This window comes from Pseudarthrobacter sp. alpha12b (genome assembly GCF_054130495.1).
In genome coordinates this window covers 3036727-3054888 of the sequence record NZ_CP196746.1, presented here as the reverse complement: position 1 = coordinate 3054888, position 18162 = coordinate 3036727, and the positions used below count along the sequence as shown (strand labels likewise).

The following is an 18162-nucleotide window of genomic DNA, read 5'->3' as shown; positions in this document are numbered from 1 at the left end:
CCTTCTTTAAAGCTCCAGCCGCATCAACACCCGGGGGAAGCCGTTCAGCACCGAGGTTGTGTCCGCCGCCTTGGTGAAGCCTGCGTCCTCGAAAAGTTTGCGGGTGCCCACGTAGGCCATGGTGAGGTCTACTTTGCTGCCGGCGTTGTCCACGGGATAGCCCTCGATCGCGGGCGCCCCATAGGACCTGGCCATGGCGACGGCGCCGGCCAGCAGGTGGTGCGAGATCCCCTTGCCCCGGTGGCCCGGACGGACACGGAGGCACCAGACCGACCAGGCGTCCTGTTTGTCCACGTGCGGGATCTTCCGGTTGCGGGCAAAACTGGTGTCGGCACGCGGGTGGACCGCTGCCCACCCAACCGCTTCGCCGCCGTCGTACGCCACAACGCCGGGCGGCGGGTCCTGCGCCACCAACTCCCTGACCAACTCCCCGCGCTCCTCCCCCCGCAAAGACAGGTTCTGTTTCGAGGGAATGCGGTAGCTCAGGCACCAGCAGACCGTGGCGTCCGGCCGTTTGGGCCCCACCAGTGTCTTCACGTCCTCGAACACTGTTGCCGGACGTATCTCGATGGCCATGGCACTATCCTGTCACTCCTGCCGAAACCGGGGGGACAAAAAGGGAAGCGCCCTCACTACACTGGGACGCATGACCCAGCAGGAACCGGGCAGTGCTGCCGCGGATCCGGATACCGCCGCCGCCTCCCTGCGAACGCCGGCAGAGCGCGCCCGCACCTTCGCCGGAATCCTGGTCAACACTGCCCTGGCCAACATCACCACCAGCTATCTGTGGTTCGCGCTGACGTTCTGGTTGTACCTGGAGACGCGGAACGTGATCGCCACCGGGGTGGTGGGTGGCGCCTACATGCTGCTGATTGCCCTGTCCAGTGTCAGCTTTGGCACGTTCGTGGACCGATGCCGCAAGCTGGCGGTGATGCGCTTCGCTGCCGGCTTCACCCTGGTGATGTTCGTGCTGTCCGGGGTGATGTTCCTGCTGACGCCGGCCACGTCCCTGCTGGACCTCGCGGGCCCGTGGTTCTGGGTCTTCACCCTGGTGATCCTCGTCGGCGCCGTGGTGGAGAACATGCGGAACATCGCGCTGTCCACCACCGTCACCATTCTCATCGAGCCGGACCGGCGCGCCCACGCCAATGGCCTGGTGGGGATGGTGCAGGGGCTGATGTTCATCGTCACCTCCCTGTTGTCCGGGCTGTCGGTCGGGTTGCTGGGCATGGGCTGGACCATCGTCGTCGCGCTGGTGCTCACGGCCGCGGCCTTCGCGCACCTGCTGACCCTCCGCATGCCTGAGGAAGTTCGCGTGGCGGCAACGGACGCCCACGGCGCGTTCGACCTCCGGGGCTCGTTCACGGCCGTACTGGCCATCTCGGGGCTGTTCGCGCTGATCCTGTTTTCCACGTTCAACAACTTCATCGGCGGCGTCTACATGGCACTGATGGATCCGTACGGGCTGGAGATGTTCTCCGTGGAGATGTGGGGTGCCGTCTTTGCGCTTGGATCCACGGGCTTCATCCTCGGCGGTGCCCTGATCGGCAAGTTCGGGCTCGGCGCCAACCCGTTGCGCACCCTGCTGATAGCGGTGGCGGCCATGGGGGTGCTCGGCTCGGTCTTCACCCTGCGGGAGTGGGCGTGGCTCTACATCCTTGGAATCTGGTTGTACCTGGTGCTGGTCCCGTTCGTGGAGGCGGCCGAACAAACCGTTATCCAGCGGGTGGTGCCGCTGGAACGGCAGGGCCGCGTCTTTGGCTTCGCCATGGCATTCGAGTCCGCCGCCGCACCTGTCACGGCGTTCCTCATCGCCCCCATCGCGCAGTTCTGGATCATCCCTTACGCCCGGTCCGCGGACGGCACCGCCCTCCTGGCACCGCTGCTGGGTGAGGGCACCTCCCGCGGAATCGCCTTGGTGTTCCTGGTGGCCGGGATCATCATGATCGCGGCCGCGCTGCTGGCCTTCCTGACTCCGGTCTACCGCCGCGTGTCAGCTTCATATGCGCGGGTTGCGGTTGACGCGAAGGCGGCCGGTTAAACGCCCGGCGCCCCGGCAGGAAGTGCCGGGGCGCCGGGAACAGGCGGGGAAGTCTTAGAGTCCCAGGGCTTCCTTGAGGCTGGCGACGTGGCCGTCGGCCTGCACCTGGTACTGGGCCAGGGTGACGTTTCCTTCGGGGTCCACCACAACCGTGGAGCGGACGATGCCTTCGTGGATTTCGCCGTGAACCAGCTTTTCGCCCCAGGCGCCGTAGGCCAGGGCCACGGCGTGGTCGGGGTCGGAGAGCAGCGGGAAGGTCAGGGAGAAGTCGCCGCTGAAACCGGCCAGGGCTTCCTGGGCATCCGGGGAGATGCCGACGACCTCGTAGCCCTTGCCCTGCAGGGATGCAAGGCTGTCGCGGAAGTCGCAGGCTTCGGTGGTGCAGCCAGGGGTGGCGGCCTTCGGGTAGAAGTAGACAATGACGTTCTTGCCACGGTAATCGGCCAAGGAGGTCTCGCGGCCCTGGGCGTCCCGGAGGGTGAACTCAGGAGCCGGGGTGCCGGGCTGAAGCTTGGTGGTCAGGGTGGGGCTCATGGCGTTCCTTTGTAAGACTCGGTCAGTGATGGCCAAACATCTAGTGAAGCGGGTTGCCGCTTAGTGATACAAACCAGCGCGTCATATGCAGTATTCCGCGGGGCCACGAACGGCTGCGTGCGGACCCGGCACAAACTGGTACCCGCCGCCGCGCACGGTGGCCACGGCATGGCGGGCATTGCCCAGTTTCTTGCGGATCCTGCCCACGTAAACGTCGATGGAACGGGCGGTGGCGCCGGGGAAATCCAGCGATTCCAGGAACTCCTGCAGTTCCTCGCGGCCTACGGTGCGGGACAGGTGCGTCACCAGGTAGCGCAGCACCTTGTATTCGACGCCGGTCAGCGCCACCGGCCTGCCGTCCAGCAGGACGGAGTCGGCGGCGAGGTCCACGGCGACCCTGCTGACGGGGCCGGCCGACGGCGGCAGGCGGGTGCCGCCGTCGGCCGCGGTTGCGCCGGGGTCCTCCGCCGTGGAAGGAACGCGAGAGGAGTCGGCTGCGGCTCCTTCCGCATTGGCGGAGACCCCGGACGTGGGGGCTCCGGCGGCAGGCCAATGGACTTCCGCCTCCGGAGCAGTTTCGAGGGCCCTGGCTAGGACCATTTGGGCGGCGTGGCGCAGGACTTCGGGGCTGGTCCCTTCCTCGGGAACAACCCACACGGCGAGACCGCGGGCAGCGGCCTTGTGTGAAACAAATCTCGCCGCCGCCCGTGGATGGTGGGCTTCCACTGCCATGGCGCGTCCTTATACGCCGCCGCGGCGGATCAGCCTGCCCGTGGGGGTCTGGCCGTCCACTGCGGCGCCGCGGAGGAAAGTCTTGCGGACCACGCCTGAGAGGGTCTTGCCGTCGTATGGCGTGATGGGGTTCTTGTGCTTGAGCTTGGACACGTCCACCACGAACGCCTCGTCCGGGGCGAAGACGGCGAAGTCGGCGTCGTAGCCAAGGGCCAGCTGCCCCTTGTTGGTCAGGCGGGCCAGGCCGGCGGGCTTCTCCGCCATCCAGGACACCACCTGCTCCAGCGGAATGCCGCGGTGCCGGGCTTCGCTCCAGATCAGGGACAGGCCCAGTTGCAGTGACGAGACGCCACCCCAGGCCACCGCGAAGTCGCCGTTCTCCAGGTCCTTGAGGTCCAGCGTTGAGGGGGAGTGGTCCGAGACGATGCAGTCGATGGTGCCGTCCTGCAGGCCCTGCCACAGCAGTTCCCGGTTGGAGGCCTCGCGGATGGGCGGGCAGCACTTGTAGGCGGTGGCGCCGTCCGGGATTTCCTCCGCCATCAGGGTGAGGTAGTGCGGGCACGTCTCCACGGTGAGCTTCACGCCGTCGCGCTTTGCACTGGCAATCATGGGCAGCGCGTCCGACGACGACAGGTGCAGGATGTGCGCACGGGCACCGGTCCAGCGGGCCCGTTCGATGACCTCGGCGATGGCCTTGTTCTCGGCGCCGCGGGGGCGGGAGGCCAGGAAGGTGGAGTAGTGGTCGCCACCGGGGTGGGGGGCGCGGTCGATGGCGTGCGAGTCCTCTGCGTGGACGATCATGAGCGAATCGAAGGACTTCAGCTCAGCCATGTCCTCTTCCATCTCGTCCGCGTCCAGGTGCGGGAACTCATCCACGCCGGAGTGCAGGAGGAAGCACTTGAAGCCGAAGACGCCCTCGTCATGGAGGGGGCGCAGGTCTGCCTTGTTGCCGGGGATGGCGCCGCCCCAGAACCCGACGTCGATGAAGGCCTGGTCCTCCGCCACCTCGCGCTTGAGCTTGAGGTTTTCCACTGTGGTGGTGGGCGGGACGGAGTTCAGCGGCATGTCGATGATGGTGGTCACGCCGCCGGCTGCGGCTGCGCGGGTGGCGGAGGCGAAGCCTTCCCACTCGGTGCGGCCGGGCTCGTTGACGTGGACGTGGGTGTCCACAAGGCCGGGCAGCAGGGTCTCGTCGTCGGCGAGTTCAATGACCTCGGTGCCGGCCAGGCCGTTGCCCAGCGGCTCGATGGCCACGATCTTGCCGTTGCGCACGCCCACCTCGCGGGGGGCGATGCCGGCGGTGGTCAGGATGCGCTGGCCCCGGATGACGAGGTCAAAACGTTCTTCAGACACGGAGGTCCTCCTTGGTACTTGCGGCGGCAGGCCTGTTGGCCGCCAGCCCCGCACTGATTTGGGTGCCCAGCTGCTCCAGCAGTGGCCCTGCCTCTGCTATGCACCTGTTTACATCGGTTTCGAGTGCCGTCAAAGCATAAATGTCCTCGAACCCGGCAGCCGCCGCCTGGTCCGCATCAAGGGTGGTCCGTCCGCAGACAGCGACGACCGGGACACCCTGTGCCGCCGCTGCACGGGCAACGCCCATGGGCGTCTTGCCCAGCAGGCTCTGCTCGTCCAGGCTGCCTTCGCCGGTGATCACCAGGTCCGCGCCGCCCAGGCGGTCCGCCAGTCCCGTGAATTCAAGGACGACGTCGATGCCCGGCCGCCGCGTCGCGGCCAGGACGGCGATGGCGGTGTAGCCCACGCCGCCGGCTGCCCCGGCTCCGGGAGCCTCGGCAGCCTTGACGGCGCGGAATCCGATTTCCCTGGCCAGGACTTCGACAAACCTGGCCAGGGCGGCGTCGAGCATGCCGACGTCTTGTGATGCGGCGCCCTTTTGCGGACCGAAAACCGCCGCGGCGCCCTGGGCGCCGAGCAGCGGGTTGTCCACGTCGGACGCCAGCACGAATCGGGTGTCCACCAGGCGGGGCTCGAAATCGGTGAAGTCGATGCTGTGCAGGTTCGCCAGCGCGGCCCCGCCAGGTGGGAGTTCGTTGTTCCTGCTGTCCAGGAGCCTGGCGCCGAGCCCCTGCAGGAGCCCCGCACCGCCGTCGGTATTCGCGCTGCCCCCAACCCCAAGCACGATCCGGCGGCAGCCCGCGTCCAGTGCGGAACGGATGAGCTGGCCGGTACCCAGGCTGGTGGCCGTGGTGGCATCCCCAGAGTCAGGGAGGCCGCCGTTCTGCACCCGGGGGACCAATGCCAGCCCGGACGCCGTGGCCATCTCGATGACGGCCTCGTGCCCGCGGACGGCGAAGTCCGCTTCCACGGGCTGGCCGGTAGGGCCGGTGACCGTTGCCGTCCGGCGGGTGAAGCCGGAGCCGACGGCGGCATCGAGGGTGCCCTCGCCGCCGTCGGCCACCGGAATCCGGACCACCTCAAGGTTCCCGCCGGCACCGCGCTGCAGGCCCTTTTCCAGGTGGCTGCACACCTCCGGGGCTGACAGCGAACCTTTGAACTTGTCCGGGGCAATAACCACGCGCATGGTTATGCCTGCAGGGCCAGGATGGCGGTGGGCGCGTCCGCGGCGGTTTCGGCCAGTTCCTCGAACTCGTTCACGGCGTTGATTTCCACACCCATGGAGATGTTGGTGACCTTTTCCAGGATCACTTCCACCACCACGGGAACCTGGAATTCGCCCATCAGGGCCTTGGCCTTGTCGAACGCGGCGGCGAGGTCGTTGGGGTCCTCCACGCGGACGGCCTTGCAGCCCAGGCCCTCGGCCACCTTGAGGTGGTCCACGCCGTAGCCCCGGGTGTCCTCGGACAGGTGCGCGCTGTTGATGTTCTCGAACGCCAGGGACACGTTCTGCTCCATGTTGAAGCCGCGCTGGGACTGGCGGATCAGGCCCAGGTAGGAGTTATTCACCACCACATGGATGTACGGGAGGTTGAACTGCGCGCCCACGGCCAGTTCTTCGATCATGAACTGGAAGTCGTAGTCGCCGGAGAGGGCCACCACCGTCTGGTCCGGGTTGGACCGTGCGACGCCGAGGGCGGCCGGGGCGGTCCAGCCAAGGGGTCCTGCCTGGCCGGCGTTGATCCACTTGCGCGGGCCGAAAACATGCAGCATCTGGGCGCCGGCAATTTGGGACAGACCGATGGTGGACACATAGGTGGTGTCGCGGCCGAAGGACTTGTTCATCTCCTCGTAGACGCGCTGCGGCTTGATGGGGATGTTTTCGAAGTGGGTCTTGCGGTGCAGGGAGGCCTTGCGGTCCTGGCATTCGGCAACCCAGGCGCTGTAGTCCGGCAGGGACCCGGCCGCCTTGCGCTCCTTGGCGAGCTCAACCAGCCCGGCCAGCGCCGCACCGGCGTCGGACGCGATGCCCAGGTCCGGCGAGAACACGCGGCCGATCTGCGTGGGCTCGATGTCGATGTGCACGAACTTCCGGCCGGCGGTGTAGGTTTCCAGGCCACCGGTGTGGCGGTTGGCCCAGCGGTTGCCGATGCCGATCACGAAGTCGCTCTGCAGGTAGTTCTCGTTGCCGTAGCGGTGGCTGGTCTGCAGGCCCACCATGCCGGCCATCAGCTGGTGGTCGTCCGGGATGGTGCCCCAGCCCATCAGGGTGGGGATGACCGGAACGTTGAGGGTTTCGGCCAGTTCCACCAGTTCCGCGGAGGCGCCCGCGTTGATGATGCCGCCGCCGGCCACGATCAGCGGGTGCTTGGCGGCGAGCATCATGTCCAGGGCCTTCTCCAGCTGCTTGCGGGAGGCCTTGGGCTTTTCCACGGGGAGCGGCTCGTAGGTGTCGATGTCGAATTCGATCTCGGCCATCTGCACGTCAATGGGCAGGTCCAGCAGAACCGGTCCCGGGCGGCCGGACCGCATCAGCTGGAAGGCCTTCTGGAAGGCGCCGGGAACCTGGCCGGGCTCCAGGATGGTCATGGCCATCTTGGTGACGGGCTTGGCGATGGACTCGATGTCCACGGCCTGGAAGTCTTCTTTGTGCAGCTTGGCCACCGGCGCCTGGCCGGTGATGCAGAGCATCGGGATGGAATCTGCCCAGGCGGCGTACAGGCCGGTGATCATGTCCGTGCCGGCGGGGCCGGAGGTGCCGATGCAGATGCCGATGTTGCCGTCCTTGGCACGGCTGAAGCCGTCGGCCATGTGGCTGGCACCTTCAACGTGGCGGGCCAGGGTGTGGCGGATGCCGCCGTGGGCGCGCATTGCGGAGTAGAAGGGGTTGATGGCGGCGCCTGGCAGGCCGAACGCCTCGATGGCGCCTTCCTTTTCCAGGATGGCCACCGCTGCATCAACGGTACGCATCTTGCTCATGGGGTGCTCCTTGCAAGCTTGGGAAGTCTGTTTTTGGGTGTGCTGAAGTACCCCCACGAACCGTCGTGGGGCACTTTGGGGGTGGCCGCCGTCGTAATTGACGACGGCGGCCGGCGTGTCCGTGTCGATGTGCCCCGTTTTGGGGCGGCTGGTTTAGCTGCTGCCTGAGTTACTTGCGGCCGCTGAGCTGGAGGACCTGCTTGAAGAGTCCTGAGTGGTCCAGCGCGCCGTCACCCTGGTTGACGGTGGCGGCGACGAGCTGTGCGACGACGGCGCCCAGCGGGATGGCGACGTTGGCTTCGCGGGCGGCGGAGGTCACGATGCCCAGGTCCTTGTGGTGCAGGGCCAGGCGGAAGCCGGGGTCGAAGTTGCGGTCCAGCATCTTCTGGCCCTTCTGGTCCAGGACCTTGGAGCCGGCCAGGCCGCCGCCGAGGACCTTGAGGGCTGCGTCGGTGTCCACACCGTAGGCCTCGAGGAAGGCGATGGCTTCGCCGAGGACCTCGATGTTCACGGCGACAATGAGCTGGTTGGCGGCCTTGACCGTCTGGCCGGAGCCGGAGGGGCCCACGTGGACGATGGTCTTGCCGACCGCGTTCAGGACGTCCGAGGCGTCGTCGAAGTCTGCCTTTTCGCCACCAACCATGATGGAAAGGACGGCGTCGATGGCGCCCTGTTCGCCGCCGGAGACGGGTGCGTCGAGGGGGCGGATGCCGGCTTCCTTGGCCTCTGCGGCGAGGCGGACGGCGACATCGGGCCGGATGCTGGAGGCGTCGATCCACAGGGCGCCCTGCTTGGCGTTGGCGAAGACACCGTCCTTGCCGCTGACGACGCCCTCAACGTCCGGGGAGTCCGGCACCATGGTGATGACGACGTCGGCATCCTTCACGGCGTCAGCGATGCTGGAGGCGCCCTTGCCGCCTTCGGAGACTAGCTTGTCGATCTTGTCCTGGCTGCGGTTGAAGCCGGTGACGGTGTGGCCGGCCTTGACCAGGTTGACGGCCATGGGCAGGCCCATGATTCCGAGGCCGATGACTGCAACGTTGCTCATGATGGTTCTCTTTCTGAAGTCTTTTGTGGTCTTGCCGGTGTGCTTCTGTGGTCAGCGTGCGATGCGCTCGCGGATGGCCCAGCTGAAGGCCGTCTCCTGCGGTTCCTTGTATTCGAGGCCGATGTAGCCCCCGTAACCGAGTTCGCGGCTGCGGGCGATCCATTCGCCGAGCGGGAGGGTACCGGTACCGGGGGCGCCGCGGCCGGGGTTGTCGGCGATCTGGATGTGGCCGAAGTCCTTGGCGTGGTTTTCGATGACGGATTCGACGTCATCACCGTTGACGGACAAGTGGTAGAAGTCGGCGAGGAGCTTGATGTTGCCGACGCCGGCCTCCGCCTTGACGCGGGCGATGACCTTGAGTGCGTCATCAGCGGTGAGGAGCGGGTACTTGGGTGCGCCGCTGACCGGTTCGAGGAGGACGGTGCCGCCGATGCGGCCGACGCCTTCGGCTGCTGCCGCCAGGTTCTTGACGGCGAGCTCGTCCTGCTCTTCAGGGGTGAATTCGTCCTGCCGGTTGCCGTAGAGGGCGTTAAAGGCCTTGCAGCCGAGGCGCTCGCCGATGCCGGCCACAACCTCGATGTTGTCCTTGAATTCGGAGCAGCGTCCCTTCCAGGAAACCAGGCCGCGGTCACCGCCGGGCATGTTGCCGGCATTGAAGTTCAGGCCGGTGAGCTGCACGCCGGCGTCCGTGATGGCGTTCTCAAACTTGGTGATTTCGCTGTCCGCCGGAACGGAGGTGTCGAAGGGCCACCAGAACTCGACGGCGTCGAAGCCGGCTACCTTTGCGGCGGCGGGGCGCTCAAGCAGGGGCAGCTCCGTGAGGAGGATGGAGCAGTTCACTGTGTACGTCATCGTAGGTCCTTCCGAGGAGGGGCTTTGATCTATCTTCCCTTGCGTCCGGCTTCCTCACCGTTTCCGCTTTGTGGAATTTAGATTCTGCTTTATGAAAAGTGTAGGGAAGGTGGGGCGGGGTAGTCAAGGGGAGGCGTGGGCAGGACACTGGTATCAGGTAAGCCCGCTCTACAGGATTGGACCCGAGCGATCATGACTGCTGCCCGCCTCCGCCTCTTGGCCTGGCTCCTGGCCCTGGCCGGATTCCTCACGGCCTGTGTTCCCGTGGCGGGCTTGCAGGAAACCGCAACCGCTCCCGCGTCGACTGCCGGCACTCTTGATGCGGGCTCACCAGGCGCCAGCCCGGCAGCGGCGGGTACGGCACTTGCTGCGCCGCCGGCTCCCATTGAGCCGGCAACCGCGGTCCCCACGCAGGCGCCCGAGCAGGCACCGGCTCCCGTTCCAGCACCGGCTCCCGTTGCCGCGCCACAGCCGTTCGCGCTCAACCTGTACCGGGAGGGGGACTTCGTTCCGCAGTACACCTTCGACTGGTGCGTGGCGGCGAGCATCCAGATGGCCCACAACCTCATCGACGACACCGGCGGGGGCACCTGGGCCGACCGGACGCAGCAGAATGAACTGTGGGAGATGGCCCGTGCCCGCTCCTCCGACTCGTTCAATGGTGCCAACCCGTTTGGCTGGGCGCAGGTGCTCACTGAATCGGGTATGGGGCCGTACCGGGTGGTCAGCATTCCCGACTATGGCGAGGCCCTGAAGGCGGCTGCCCGGGCTATCGCTGACACGGGACGGCCGGTGGGGTTGGTCATGTGGAGTGGGCGGCACGCCTGGGTGATGAGTGGATTCGAGTCGCTGGGCGATCCCCGCCAGTTCCCGGAATTCTCCGTGACCGGCATCCGCGTCCTCGATCCGCTGTATCCGTATGGCAGCGGGCAGTGGGGTCCGTCGCCGGCGCCCAATGCACTGGTCACGCCAGACCAGCTGGCCACCCAGTTCGTGATCCGCGAGCCGCGCCGGTGGAGCAGCGGCCTGGCTGCGGGCTACCTGCTGGTGCTGCCCGTCGCTGCCAAGGGTTAGGACATATATCCCTCCGGAGCTTCAGGCCCGTGGTTGCTGGGTACTTCCTTCCTGCCCCGGACCAGCAGCCGGTACCGCCAGCCGGCTGCTGCTTTCTGGAAGGTGCCATCGCTCAATTGTTGAAGCCAAGTATCCGAACCGTGCCGATAGGATCGGATCTACGTCCGAAGGCCGGCGCCCGTCAACGGTCTGCCGGCCCCGCTGAAAGGCCGAAGGAAGAAACGTGTCGGAAGACCTCCCCCAACTCCCTCTGCCCTCGCATGGACATCAGCTTGAACGGCTTGGCTGGACCCCTGACGACGACTCCTCATTTGCGCTGGCGCATGAAGGCGCCCAGATCGCCCGGGTGATCATTGTCCATGGGGGATATGCAGAGGTGATGTTCCTTGCGGACGGGGACATGGCCAGTGAGACTGTCACGTTCAGTTCCGCTTTGGACGCGACTCCGGTAGCCGGAGACTGGGCGGCGGTCCGGGACGGAAAAATCCTGGGCTTGGCCAGCCGCAGGACGGCGGTGGAGCGCCCCGATCCGGACGGCAACCGGACACAGGTGCTGGCGGCCAACATCGACGTTGTGCTGATAGTTGTTGCCGCCGTTCCGCGGCCCAGCCTCAGGGCCGTGGAACGCATGCAGGTTATGGCATGGGACTCAGGTGCCAAGCCGGTATTGGTTGTGACGAAGGCTGACCAATGCTTGGACCCCGAGGAACTGCTGGACTATGTGGCGCCGGTTAGTGCCGGGATTGAGGTAGTAGTGAGCAGCAGCGCCGACGGGCGCGGCTTGGACCACTTGCGCGGCCTGATCCAGCATGGGACCACCACAATGCTCGGCGCTTCAGGGGCTGGAAAGACCTCGCTTCTCAACGCCCTTGACGGAGCTGACGCGGCGGTGGCGGCGGTCCGGCGCGATGGGCAGGGCCGCCACACCACCACCACGAGGCGCCTATTTTTTATGCGGCCACGCGGCGTCATGCTGGACATTCCCGGGATCCGGTCATTGTCACTGCACGCTACCCAGGACGGAATTGCGGATACGTTCGAGGACATCGCCGGCGTTGCCCGGTACTGCCGGTTCGGCGACTGCACCCACGACGGCATCGCCGGATGCGCAGTTGCCGCTGCAATCACTGACGGGGAAATTCCTGCGCGGCGGCTGGAGAGCTGGCTGGCTGTTCAGCGCGAGCTGTCCTTCCAGGAACGGCGGAACAACCCCGCGGCCATGGCCGAACAGCGGAAGCAGTGGAAACAGGCAACCAAAATGAGCAGGAAGCGCAGGTAGGCGGCTCATCCCGCGGGGACGGGATGGACCTCCCCAACCGTCGGTTGCCGGGTAAAGACGATCAGCAGGCCCATCAGCGCCACGGTGCCCGCAACGGCTACCACAATGAACAGCGTGGCTCCTGAAGCGCCGGCAACACCGAACAGCAACATGCCTGCGGGGACTCCCACGGTGTTGACGATCTGGTCACGCGCGGCAAACGCGTGCACTTCCGGTTCATCCCCCAGGGACTGGCCCAACGTGTCCCAATGGATCCCGGATGCCGTGGTCAGTGCAGCCCCCAGGAACCCCGCGGCCCAGAGCAGCGCTGGAACGGGGACAAACAGGAAGCAGAGCAGTTGGCCCGCGATACCCGCGCAGCACAACAGGTGCAGGTACTTCCACGGTACTTTCCGAAGGACCCCGATCAAGGATGATGCTGAACCGAGCAGGGATCCGGCGGCCATGAACGCCGCCGTGACTGCCCAGGTTGCCGGCGAGTTCTGCTCAATCACAAGGGTGGGTCCGGCGGTTCCCAGAAAACCGATCGTCAGGGCCACAAACAGCCATGTCAGCAGCCCTATGTTGGTCCCTGGCGGCAGGCCGGGACTGGGCTTGGCCGGGGACGGCGCCTCGGAGGAGGCAGCCGGTACGCCGGAACCGGCGGACAGGCGGATGCCGGAGAGGACGGCGATGCCCAGCAGGAATCCGGCCGCGTCGATCAGCAGGATGGCTTGGAACCCAAACGACAGGAAGATCAGCGAGCCCATGAGCGGCCCGATGATGGCGAAGGCATCGCCGAGAACGGAAAGCCAGGCGTTGACCTGGCCCCGGTGCGCAACCGGGATCAGGCGAGGAATTGCCGTGAACCGTGCCGGCTGGAAAAAGGCCAGGGCCACGCCATAGATCCCCGATGAGATGGACAGTGCGGTGATGGTCTCGCCCGGCGTTCCCCCGCTTCCCGTGATGAGCAGCCAGGCCAGCAGGCCCGCCTGCGCGGCGAAGCGTGCAAGGTCCGAGAAGATCATGACGCGCAGCGGATTGCGGGCGGGCCGGCTCCGCTGGACGATGAACATCCCTGCAAACCGGCCGGACCACAGCGAGAGCAACACAACTGTAAGTCCCCAGCCGGATGGCTCGATCCTGTGGCTCTCCAGGGCGAAGGCAATGGGGACGAGGGATCCGCCCAGTCCTGAGACGAAGGTGGCAAAGAAGAGCCGGGGAAATCCGTGGATCCTGAACGGTTCGGCAGTCTGCAGCAGCTTTGGCAGCATCACTGCGCCGGATTGTGGAGAAGACCGTTCTTGAACCCGAAGGTCCAGAAATTCATGATCTCGCCAAGGCCGATGCCGGACCACTCTGCCGCCTGCGTCGGCGTCAGCGCAGGTTGCCTTGCCAGATGGTGGAGGAGCGTTTCGAATTTTGCCGGGACGGCGAGTTTGCCGGCGCCGGACCATATGTGGAGGGCTGCCGAATTTTCCGCTTTGTCAGGGACGTGGCTCACCGCCAGGCGTGCCGGCGTCTCCTCGCTGATGAGAGCGGTATTGATGGAGTAAGGCAGCCCCGACCCGCGGCGGCGGACGATCAATGCTTCAGCGCTCTGCTCGGGAAGTTCCTGGAACCTCTGGCCGTCGAATCCTTCAAACGCGATGGTGAGGTGCATGGAGATTTCACCGAGGCCGTGGACATCATGCGGAGTTCCCTTGGGGTAAAAAGACAACGTCCCCGGTGAGTACACTGTGGCCTCGGGCGCGTGTACCGTTTCGACAGCGTGGCGCCACTCCTTACTGCCGACTAGTTGGACGATCACGAAGGCGTGATCGTCCCGGTGCATGTCAAAAGCGGAGCTCGAGGCCTGGGTGATGTAGCACTGTACCCAGCACTTTGACCCCGTCAGGGCTTCAACCCTGTCCTGGATGGCCTGCACAAACGGTACGTGGTCGTTCACATGGTCGAAAACCACCGTTGCGCCCTGCTCCAGGTAATGGTGCAGGACCCGGTCCTTGACGGTCACATGGTCAATCAGGCCATCGCCGGTGCGGCTTTCAAGGAATTGGGCCGGATGAAGATCTTTTCCTGCGTGGATGACGCGCACCGAGAACCGGGACGTGCCGACGTTGCCCAAGGCTTTGAAGAAGACGCCAGCGAGCCGCGAACATGTTTCCGGGGTGAGGGCCTGGCGCAGCGAGGTGTACGTGCCGCCGTCGTGGACTAGGCCTAAGTCATCGAGGGCCCCGAGGAGCTCATCTTTTTCACGAACCTGTTGGGACAATTGCTGCTCCGATCATAACGAGCTTGGCGGTAAGGGCGCGGACGGCGGGGCTTGAACCGGTTCCGTAGGAGGCAACGATGCCCGCAATTGTCTGAGACTCGACAATCCGGTGTTCTTGGGCCGACAATGCCACAGAATTGCCGTGAAAGTGTATTCCTGTGCTGGAATGGTGAATTCCCGACTTCGCCGAAAGACTAATTGGCGGCGGAATTGGTGAGGTCATGATTGCCTGAACGAGGGCTGAATCGTGCTTGGGGACCCATGCCTTGCCGGCGGCCAGCTGGGATATGGGGGACCCCGCCCCCGTCCCGTTCTGCCCCTCGGTGCTGATGCCCAGGAACAGGCCGGGTCCGTTGGCGTGGAAGATATGCGGCTGCCTGGACCGTATGACGGCGACCTCTCCAGGCTTGAGCCGGTTGCGCGTCGATTCTCCGGCGTACTTTTCCCAATCGAAGGAGATACCGAAGAAGGACTTTGCCTCGTTCATTCTCTGCCCGTACTGCGCACCCTCGGGCCACGTCAGGACATCCCGCCCGGCTCCGTCGGCATCCAGGATGATCGAGTGCTCAAAATCAACGTGGGCCCCGAAAGCTGTCCAGCCCGGACCGGCCGAAATGAACGCGTAGACGTCGGTAGCTTCGATATTGCCGCCGGAAACTGCGGGGGGAAGAATCCGCTGGTCTTCAAGGAGGTGCCGACGGATGCCGTCGTTCCACGCAGCAACGTCGTTGAGGGCCAGTACGGAGCCGCTCCCGGCAATCTCCCGCAACTGGTCCTGGGGCTTTCCGGCGTCCTGCCGCCACTGCTTGGCCACGTCCGCGCAAGCGCGGTAGTCAAGGTTGCCGTCCCTGAACACGCGGTACCGAGGCTCGGCTTTTTGAGAGGTCAGGGCACTGTCGATCGCAACCCTGAGTTCGTCTGTAAGGCTCAAAACTCCCCAATGGTTCTGCACGGTCTGGTGGGTTCCGGACGCAAGCCCGGAACCCACCATTCGGTTAGTGGCCTACGTCCTGCCGAGGAGAGACGACGGGCGCCTCTTCAACAACAACCTCAAACAATGAATCAACGTCGCCTACAGTGGTTTCGTTTTCCATTTTCCCCCTTTTTTCGGCAGATACATTACCCCTGCGAGAATACCGGCCTTATATACCAGTTTGTCAAATTGATTTATTTAATCTGGCAGTAAACACTATGACTGAATTGTCAAGTCAAATTTGACTGGCGCTGAACGCTGGATGCAGGAAAGTACAGCAAGGCGGGTTGTGGGAAATGGCCCGCCCCGGCTCGTCCAACTCCCTTAACGGCGACCATCCCCTGGGCTGGGCCCAGGGGATGGTCGAAACTCAGCTGCCTGACGTGGCTGCCGGCGGCCTAATGCGTAAGGTCCTTGCCCTTGGTCTCAGGGATGGTGAAGACGAACGCAGCGCTGACCACCAGGAGCGCCACCGCGTAGATGTTGAACACCTGCGGTGCGCCAAGCGAGGACCCCAGCCACTGCTGCAGGTAGGGCGCGGTGCCGCCGAACACTGCCACGCAGATGGAGTACGGGACGCCCACGCCAACGGTGCGGATCGACGTCGGGAACAGCTCGGCGTAGACCGCGGGCACGATTGCGGCGCTCGCCGCCACGAAAATCAGCATCACGGACATGCTGACCGCCAGCTGCCAGGCGGAATCCTTCAGCAGCCAGGTCATGGGGAAGTGCAGCACGGCGGAGCCGATGGCACCGGCCCAGAGAACCTTCTTGCGGCCGATCCGGTCCGACAGCTTGCCCCAGACCGGCAGCGCGGCGATGAACACGATATTGGCGATTACCCCGGCCCAGAGTGCTTCGCCGCGGTCGATCTTCAAGGCGGTGGTGGCATAGCTCGGAGCCACGACCCCCCAAATGTAGTAGATCACCGTGAGGCCCACCGTCAGCCCGATCACCTGCAGCGCCTGCTTACGGTAACGGACAATCTGCGGCCAGATGGGGGCGCGCTTTTCGGTGGTTGCTTCGCCCTGGAACGCGTCGGTTTCGTGCAGCCGCGACCGCATGATCAGCGCATACAGGCCCATCGCCGCACCGATCAGGAACGGTACCCGCCAGCCCCACGCGTTCATTGCCTCCGTGCTCAGCGCCATGTTCAGGACGGCGCCCAGCAGGGTGCCAAACAAGATGCCCACAGTCCCGGACGTGTAGATCAGAGTGGCCCAGAAGCCGCGGTGCTCCTTGGGTGCCATCTCGGACAGGTACGTTTGCGACGACGGCAGCTCGCCGCCGTGCGCCAGGCCCTGCACCAGCCGGGCCACCAGCAGCATGAGGGAAGCGAACGCCCCGACGCTGGCGAAGGTGGGTGCGACGCCGATCATCAGGCTGCCCAGCGACGCGAGGCCGACGGCGAAGGTCATCGACGTCTTGCGGCCTACCCGGTCGCCGATCCAGCCGAAGAGGAAACCGCCGAAGGGCCGGGCGACGAAGCCGACGGCGAAGATCGCCAGGGTGGACAACACTGCCGACGCCGGGTCCTCCTTGCTGAACAGCTGGTTGGCGATGAAGGGGGTAAACGTGGCGTAGATGGCCCAGTCGTACCACTCAACGGCGTTGCCGATGCCGGTGCCGATGACGGTCTTGGCGGTGGACATGCGTCCAGTCTGTGCCTTGGTTGCTGCAACGGACATGGTCTTCTTCCTGGTCGGTTGGGTCTGGGAGAGGAGGCAGCGGCGCTGCTGCCGGTTTGAGGATTTTTTTCAGGATGTTTGGGAGAGTGCGGCCAGCCGGGAGATGGCGAGTTCCGCATAGAGCGCGGCCCCGTCAGCCAGCACGGCGTCATCGAACGTCGCGTACGGTGAGTGGTTGAACGGGGAGGCGTCCGGGTCACCGCCCGGGGCCACGGCGCTGAGGCCCACGAAGGTGCCGGGCACCTCGGCCAGCACCCGCGAAAAGTCCTCCGAGCCGCTGAGCGGGGTTGCCCAACGTGCCAGGCGGTGCTCGCCGAAGAGCCCGGTGATCACCTTTTCGGCGGTGTGTGTTTCGTCCTCGCTGGTGATGGTGAGGGGATACTCCTGGAGGTAGTCGACGGCGACGTCCACCCCGTGGGCGGCCGCGATCCCCTTGAGGAGGCGCGGCACGGCGTCCATCATCTTCAGGCGCGATGCTTCAGAGAACGTCCGAATGGTGGCCTCGATGCGGGCCGACTCGGGGATGACGTTCCGCTTGGTGCCGGCGTGCAGAACTCCGACGGACAGGACCACGGGGTCGAACATGTTGAACTGCCGGGTGACCATCACCTGCAGTGCCGTCACCATCTCCGCGGCCACTGTGACGGGATCCTTCGCAGAGTGCGGTGCGGAACCGTGGCCGCCGGCGCCGAGCACCGTGACTTCCAGGCCGTCGGAGGCGCTGAGCATGACGCCGGGCTTGGTGCAGAAGGTGCCGTGCGGTTCCAGTGCGGAGAAGACGTGCATTCCGTAGGCTGCCTGGACGCGGGGTCCGGCGGCGTCCAGGACGCCTTCGCGGAGCATGTAGCTGGCCCCGTCACAGCCTTCCTCGCCCGGCTGGAACATGAGGACGACGTCGCCCTGCAGCTGGTGCCTCTTCTCGGCCAGGAGGGTGGCGGCTCCGGCGAGCATTGAGGTGTGCAGGTCGTGGCCGCAGGCGTGCATGGCGCCGTCGGCCTGTGAGGTGAAGTCCACACCGGTCTTCTCCTGGACGGGCAGCCCGTCCATGTCGGCGCGGAGTAGGATGGCCGGCCGGGCCTGGTTGTCGTCGCCGCCCGGCTGCCCGGCGCTCCGTTGACCGGCGCCTTGGCGGCCGCCACGAAGGACCGCGGTGACCGACGTCGTCTCTTTGCCCAGGGTGATCTCGAAGGGGAGCCCGTCCAGCGCCTCGAGGACCTTCTCCTGGGTGCGCGGGAGGTGGAGCCCGATTTCCGGTTGCCGGTGAAGATCGTGGCGCAGGCGGACCAGATCCTCCTGCAGGTCTTTGGCGTCATCGGTAATGGGCACGCGTAACTCCTTGGCAATCGGCATCAGGGCTT

Annotated in this window: 16 protein-coding genes; 3 read left to right on the top strand and 13 right to left on the bottom strand. The window is 65.6% G+C overall.

Going from position 1 to position 18162, the window contains the following annotated elements; all coding sequences use genetic code 11:
- Nucleotides 1-6: 6 nt before the first annotated feature.
- Nucleotides 7-576, bottom strand: coding sequence for an N-acetyltransferase family protein (locus tag ACTAQI_RS14185; RefSeq protein ID WP_457946705.1), 570 nt, complete (start codon nt 574-576; stop codon nt 7-9).
- A gap of 70 nt (nt 577-646) precedes the next feature.
- On the opposite strand from ACTAQI_RS14185, the gene ACTAQI_RS14180 reads away from it, so the two are divergent.
- Nucleotides 647-2041 (top strand): MFS transporter, encoded by a 1395-nt coding sequence (locus ACTAQI_RS14180; protein ID WP_457946704.1) that lies wholly within the window; start codon nt 647-649, stop codon nt 2039-2041.
- A gap of 54 nt (nt 2042-2095) precedes the next feature.
- Here ACTAQI_RS14180 and bcp read toward each other — a convergent pair whose 3' ends face one another.
- The 7 genes from bcp to ACTAQI_RS14145 all read right to left on the bottom strand — a co-directional run bounded on the left by bcp (nt 2096) and on the right by ACTAQI_RS14145 (nt 9539).
- Nucleotides 2096-2575 (bottom strand): thioredoxin-dependent thiol peroxidase, encoded by a 480-nt coding sequence (gene bcp / locus ACTAQI_RS14175; protein ID WP_457946703.1) that lies wholly within the window; start codon nt 2573-2575, stop codon nt 2096-2098.
- 81 nt (nt 2576-2656) lie between these two features.
- Nucleotides 2657-3307: a winged helix-turn-helix domain-containing protein gene (locus ACTAQI_RS14170; RefSeq protein ID WP_457946702.1), complete on the bottom strand. Its 651-nt coding sequence runs from the start codon at nt 3305-3307 to the stop codon at nt 2657-2659.
- Between the two features lie 9 nt (nt 3308-3316).
- Complete coding sequence (allB, locus tag ACTAQI_RS14165) at nt 3317-4660, bottom strand: allantoinase AllB (protein ID WP_457946701.1); 1344 nt, start codon at nt 4658-4660, stop codon at nt 3317-3319.
- Nucleotides 4653-5846 carry a glycerate kinase gene (locus tag ACTAQI_RS14160; protein WP_457946700.1) on the bottom strand — a complete coding sequence of 398 codons (1194 nt, stop codon included), beginning with the start codon at nt 5844-5846 and terminating at the stop codon, nt 4653-4655. The genes allB and ACTAQI_RS14160 overlap by 8 nt, the downstream gene beginning before the upstream one ends.
- Before the next feature lie 2 nt (nt 5847-5848).
- Nucleotides 5849-7639 carry a glyoxylate carboligase gene (gene gcl, locus ACTAQI_RS14155; RefSeq protein WP_457946699.1) on the bottom strand — a complete coding sequence of 597 codons (1791 nt, stop codon included), beginning with the start codon at nt 7637-7639 and terminating at the stop codon, nt 5849-5851.
- A gap of 169 nt (nt 7640-7808) precedes the next feature.
- Nucleotides 7809-8687: a 2-hydroxy-3-oxopropionate reductase gene (locus ACTAQI_RS14150; protein ID WP_457946697.1), complete on the bottom strand. Its 879-nt coding sequence runs from the start codon at nt 8685-8687 to the stop codon at nt 7809-7811.
- A 51-nt stretch (nt 8688-8738) separates the two neighbouring features.
- A complete protein-coding gene (locus ACTAQI_RS14145; protein WP_457946696.1) occupies nt 8739-9539 on the bottom strand; it encodes a hydroxypyruvate isomerase family protein in 801 nt (266 codons plus the stop codon).
- Between the two features lie 192 nt (nt 9540-9731).
- Here ACTAQI_RS14145 and ACTAQI_RS14140 point away from each other — a divergent pair, with 192 nt between their 5' ends.
- Together ACTAQI_RS14140 and rsgA are read left to right on the top strand one after the other, a co-directional pair.
- On the top strand, nt 9732-10613 hold the full coding sequence (locus ACTAQI_RS14140; protein ID WP_457946695.1) for a hypothetical protein: 882 nt from the start codon (nt 9732-9734) through the stop codon (nt 10611-10613).
- Nucleotides 10614-10836: 223 nt separating this feature from the next.
- A complete protein-coding gene (gene rsgA, locus ACTAQI_RS14135; RefSeq protein WP_457946693.1) occupies nt 10837-11892 on the top strand; it encodes a ribosome small subunit-dependent GTPase A in 1056 nt (351 codons plus the stop codon).
- Nucleotides 11893-11897: 5 nt separating this feature from the next.
- Here rsgA and ACTAQI_RS14130 read toward each other — a convergent pair whose 3' ends face one another.
- From ACTAQI_RS14130 to ACTAQI_RS14110, 5 genes are all read right to left on the bottom strand, one after another.
- Nucleotides 11898-13145 carry an MFS transporter gene (locus ACTAQI_RS14130; protein ID WP_457951063.1) on the bottom strand — a complete coding sequence of 416 codons (1248 nt, stop codon included), beginning with the start codon at nt 13143-13145 and terminating at the stop codon, nt 11898-11900.
- On the bottom strand, nt 13145-14143 hold the full coding sequence (locus ACTAQI_RS14125) for a JmjC domain-containing protein (protein WP_457946692.1): 999 nt from the start codon (nt 14141-14143) through the stop codon (nt 13145-13147). The genes ACTAQI_RS14130 and ACTAQI_RS14125 overlap by 1 nt, the downstream gene beginning before the upstream one ends.
- Entirely contained in the window at nt 14124-15074 is a 951-nt protein-coding gene (locus ACTAQI_RS14120) for a hypothetical protein (RefSeq protein WP_457946691.1), read from the bottom strand. The genes ACTAQI_RS14125 and ACTAQI_RS14120 overlap by 20 nt, the downstream gene beginning before the upstream one ends.
- 440 nt (nt 15075-15514) lie before the next feature.
- On the bottom strand, nt 15515-16804 hold the full coding sequence (locus ACTAQI_RS14115) for an MFS transporter (protein ID WP_457946690.1): 1290 nt from the start codon (nt 16802-16804) through the stop codon (nt 15515-15517).
- A gap of 69 nt (nt 16805-16873) precedes the next feature.
- Complete coding sequence (locus tag ACTAQI_RS14110; protein WP_457946689.1) at nt 16874-18130, bottom strand: M20 metallopeptidase family protein; 1257 nt, start codon at nt 18128-18130, stop codon at nt 16874-16876.
- Nucleotides 18131-18162 lie beyond the last annotated feature (32 nt).

What these genes read in the sequence shown, in the direction of transcription:
- ACTAQI_RS14150 (WP_457946697.1), bottom strand. Translation starts at nt 8,687, where the DNA reads ATGAGCAACGTTGCAGTCATCGGCCTCGGAATCATGGGCCTGCCCATG.
- ACTAQI_RS14145 (WP_457946696.1), bottom strand. Translation starts at nt 9,539, where the DNA reads ATGACGTACACAGTGAACTGCTCCATCCTCCTCACGGAGCTGCCCCTG.
- ACTAQI_RS14160 (WP_457946700.1), bottom strand. Translation starts at nt 5,846, where the DNA reads ATGCGCGTGGTTATTGCCCCGGACAAGTTCAAAGGTTCGCTGTCAGCC.
- ACTAQI_RS14130 (WP_457951063.1), bottom strand. Translation starts at nt 13,145, where the DNA reads ATGCTGCCAAAGCTGCTGCAGACTGCCGAACCGTTCAGGATCCACGGA.
- gcl (WP_457946699.1), bottom strand. Translation starts at nt 7,639, where the DNA reads ATGAGCAAGATGCGTACCGTTGATGCAGCGGTGGCCATCCTGGAAAAG.
- ACTAQI_RS14170 (WP_457946702.1), bottom strand. Translation starts at nt 3,307, where the DNA reads ATGGCAGTGGAAGCCCACCATCCACGGGCGGCGGCGAGATTTGTTTCA.
- ACTAQI_RS14180 (WP_457946704.1), top strand. Translation starts at nt 647, where the DNA reads ATGACCCAGCAGGAACCGGGCAGTGCTGCCGCGGATCCGGATACCGCC.
- ACTAQI_RS14115 (WP_457946690.1), bottom strand. Translation starts at nt 16,804, where the DNA reads ATGTCCGTTGCAGCAACCAAGGCACAGACTGGACGCATGTCCACCGCC.
- ACTAQI_RS14185 (WP_457946705.1), bottom strand. Translation starts at nt 576, where the DNA reads ATGGCCATCGAGATACGTCCGGCAACAGTGTTCGAGGACGTGAAGACA.
- bcp (WP_457946703.1), bottom strand. Translation starts at nt 2,575, where the DNA reads ATGAGCCCCACCCTGACCACCAAGCTTCAGCCCGGCACCCCGGCTCCT.
- ACTAQI_RS14140 (WP_457946695.1), top strand. Translation starts at nt 9,732, where the DNA reads ATGACTGCTGCCCGCCTCCGCCTCTTGGCCTGGCTCCTGGCCCTGGCC.